Source organism: Protofrankia sp. Cas4 (assembly GCF_963555915.1).
Taxonomy (GTDB): Bacteria; Actinomycetota; Actinomycetes; order Frankiales; family Frankiaceae; genus Protofrankia.
Genome location: NZ_CAUVXL010000202.1, coordinates 1 through 3,458 on the forward strand (window position 1 = coordinate 1; position 3,458 = coordinate 3,458).

3 protein-coding genes and 1 pseudogene are annotated in these 3,458 nt (G+C 69.1%); all 4 read right to left on the reverse strand.

The features are described 5' to 3' along the window. Positions 1–1,097 (reverse strand): lantibiotic dehydratase family protein (locus U9979_RS18655; protein ID WP_322780389.1); only part of this gene is annotated, 1,097 nt, incomplete at its 3' end. Between the two features lie 53 nt (positions 1,098–1,150). Beyond that, entirely contained in the window at positions 1,151–1,312 is a 162-nt protein-coding gene (locus tag U9979_RS18660; RefSeq protein ID WP_322780390.1) for an FxLD family lanthipeptide, read from the reverse strand. Positions 1,313–1,699: 387 nt separating this feature from the next. Continuing rightward, positions 1,700–2,410 (reverse strand): creatininase family protein, encoded by a 711-nt coding sequence (locus tag U9979_RS18665; RefSeq protein WP_322780391.1) that lies wholly within the window; start codon positions 2,408–2,410, stop codon positions 1,700–1,702. Beyond that, positions 2,407–3,458, reverse strand: a pseudogene (locus U9979_RS18670) (hypothetical protein); the annotation flags it as partial. The gene U9979_RS18665 and the pseudogene U9979_RS18670, both read right to left, overlap by 4 nt.

Below are 3,458 nucleotides of genomic sequence, written 5' to 3' on the forward strand. Positions count from 1 at the left end.
CCGTAGCGTTCGACGAACCTGCGGTGATAGTCCGCCCATGCCGCCGGTCCCAATGGTTCCCGGCCCAGCCGTGTCAGGACGCCCGCAGCCACGGCCATGTCCGAAGCGACGGACTCGGGCAGCTGAAGGTCGCAGTCGAGTACGAAGTCGAGGGCGAGGGGAGAGCGCTGCTGGGGGGCGATCCGGTCCATCGCCGCGAGCAGCGACGTGCGCGACGCTGCCTGCGCCTCCAGCGTCGGCGCGTGGTTGAGCTCACCAAGCTGGGTGTGGATCGTGGTCAGCTCCTCCACCAGCGGTGCGACCTCGACCAGGTCGCGTGCACCTGCCGTCCGAAGGACCGTGACCAGGTGGCCGAGCGGATCGGTCTCCGTCATCGGCGCCCGAAAGCCGGTGATCAGAAAGTGTTCGGCGACGAGCTGACGCAGTAATCTCTCGATGCGCTCAGGGCCTGCGGCGGTGAACGCCTCGTTCAGCCTGTCGGCCAGCTCGGCGAAGCGCACCGGACCGCGGGCGGCATCCCGCACGAGCCGCACCGGCGGAGTAAGAGGGATCTCCGCCTGGCCGTCCGGGTGCGGCACGATCAACCGCCCCGCCCGCTCGACGACGAGACTGCTGAACACGACTGTCACCCGCTCCAGCAGCGGGCCCGTTTCCAGACGGTCGATGATCTCGCCCAGCCATGCGGCGTCCACCCGAGCCGTCGACCTGTGGCGATCACCGATCCGCACCGACCCCAGCTGGCCGAACCTCGCTTGCGCGACACCTGCGAACAGCGCGAAGGGCGTCGCCCGCCCCTCGGCACGCAGCAGGTACCGCACCACCGTCGCCGCCGCAGCGCGCAGCCGTCGGTCTGTGACCGGCTGCCCGGTCACGATCTGCTCGACCCGAGCAGCCAACGTGCTGCTGGCGAGCGCGACCGACTCCCGGGCCGCCGGCCAGACCTGCGCCAACCACACTCTGCACGCCGCCGGGTCTTCCAACACCGGCCAGCACGCCACGCTGCCCGGCGCGTTCGTCGCCGCGCGCAGCAACGCGGGACCGGCCGGCCGATACAGCGCCCCGCCCATCGGCATCGCCCCTTTTCCGGCTTTCGTCATATCCGCTTCCCGTGCCGCCCCGACGCCGTCGGGGCGGCACGGCGACGGCCCGTTTACGAGCTGGCGCACGCCGACGGGCAGGTCGACGAGCAGCCGTCCGAGGTGTCGCAGCCGTCGCTTGCCACGCAACCGTCGTCATTGACGATGGTGATCGACAGGTCGAACCAGTCGGCCGGCGTCGGACCCGATGGGCCGACCTCCTGCACAATGGACATCCACGTCTCCTCTCGGTGCCGTTCCCCGGCGCACCTGCCGACCATCCCTGAGCACCACGCGCACGACGTGCATTCGCTTCGGGATGGCACAGGGTCGGGAGTTACCATGCCGGCCTTCGGCGGTAACGAGAGGTAACGATGCCTCACCTACGGCGCAAGGTCATTCCCCCGGGGACGAAGTTTTCTCTTCGCGCCTTGTCCGGCCGCTGACCTGGGAAGATGACGTCCGCCGTGCTGGTGTGTTCGGCCTGACACGCCGGGATACATGCCCAGTCGTTCGGGTGGCCAGGCGCGGCCCGAGCGCAGCGGATCTCCGTCTGATTGCGTAGCTGCTTCGCCTCGCAGCTCGGTTCTCCGGATGCCGATGAAGCCGGGTGTAGAACCTGGTCAGCGGGCAGTCAGGCCGAGCGCGTCCAGGTGGTCGCTCATCAGGCCGGTCAGGCTGTCCAGGAGCCGTTTGCCCTTCTCCGCGCTAGCGAGCGAGGGGCGGCCGATCACGCCTGTCTGCGTGTACGCCGGCATGCCGTGGACGAGGAGGTGCGGTCGGGGGCCGCCTCCCTCGTCGGCGGTCTTCCAGCCGGGCCGGACGAGGTCGGGGTGCACGTGCAGAAGGATGGAGGTCTCCAGCTCGCCGGCGTGCATGTCGTCGTGGGCGTCGGTCTCCAACTCGGCGGCGGCGCGGGCCGCCGCCCAGTCCGACCGTCCAGGGAACAGCGTCATGCTCGGCCCGTCGATGTTGGCCTCCTGAACGATGTTGTTCAGGACGTAGTTGCCCCCGTGACCGTTGACGAGCACCACTGCGGCGACACCGGAACGACGTAGAGAGTCGGCGACGTCGCGAATGACCGAGGTCAGAGTGACCGACGAGATGCTCACCGTTCCCGGGTACGACGCGTGCTCGTGGGAGCACGAGAACGTGACCGGCGGGAGCAGGAACAGGCCGTACGCGTCGGCCGCAGCCTCGGCGATCGTCTGGGCGATCAACGTGTCGGTCGTGAGGGGGAGGTGAGCTCCGTGCTGCTCGAAGCTGCCCACCGGCAACACGGCCGGCCGCGCGCCGACTCGCTCCGCCTCGGCGCTGGTCGCCGTGGTGATCATAGGGATGGCTGTCTCCTCGTCGCAGCGTTAACGACCCGGCGAGCGGCAAGGAACTGGCCGACCTCGACCACCCGATCGGCTCCCGCGAGCGCTCCCGCCATGCTGTCGAGTACCGAGTCAGCGCGCGCCGATCCGGTGGCCTGGGCGAGTTCCAACGCACGCAGGCCCTCAGCTCCCGCCTCGGCCACGCGCCCAGCAGCGGCATGCGCGTCCGCCAACCATGCCCGCCACATCACCTCATCCTGACGCAGCCCGTCCGGCCAGGCCGCCAGCACCTCGTCCAGCATCCGCGTCGCTCCGTCCAGGTCACCGACCAGCCGCCGGCAGCGACCTTCATATGCCGCCACGTAGAGGTCCGTGCAGTGCCCATCCAACGGGTCCGGGTCACGTTCGGCACCAGCCAGCAGCCGGACCGCCTGACGGACGGCCGCGCGGGAGGCGGCGGTGTCGCGGTTGAGGGCATGCCCGTGCGCCTGCCGGACGAGACACAATGCGGCGGTACACGCACTGCTGGAATCGAGGGCCGCCGCGCCTTCTCCCAGCGCGACAGCTTCCCCGCCACGTCCCTGATCAGCAGCCTGCTGAGCCCGTCGCATCAGGACATAGCTCGCGGTGCGACGGTCGCCAGCCTCGGTGGCCTGGCTAAACGCCAACTCGGCCCACTTCCGCGCAGCACCCGGACGTCCGAGGCTGTCGGCAAGCCAGGAAAGAAACTCCGACCACCGAGCCTGGACCGCGAGCAACCGACGACCCTCGACCGTTGACGCCCGGCGGAACGCATCGAGCACGTCGAGCTGACCCTGGACCAGGCTCCACACCGAGCCGGCTCCACTGTCGTTGACTCTCCCGGCAATCAGACTCAATAGCTCGACCCAGTGCTTCACCGGATCGGCGATGCCAATGGCCAACAGTTGATCGAACACATCGGAATCAGACGCCTGACAGAGCTGGTTCGCGAGTCCGGTGCTCTCGACCGCGATCCCGGTGGTCCTCAGTGAGGAGACACCTCCGAGGACCGCTTCCCACACTGTCCTGTCCGCAGAGCCAT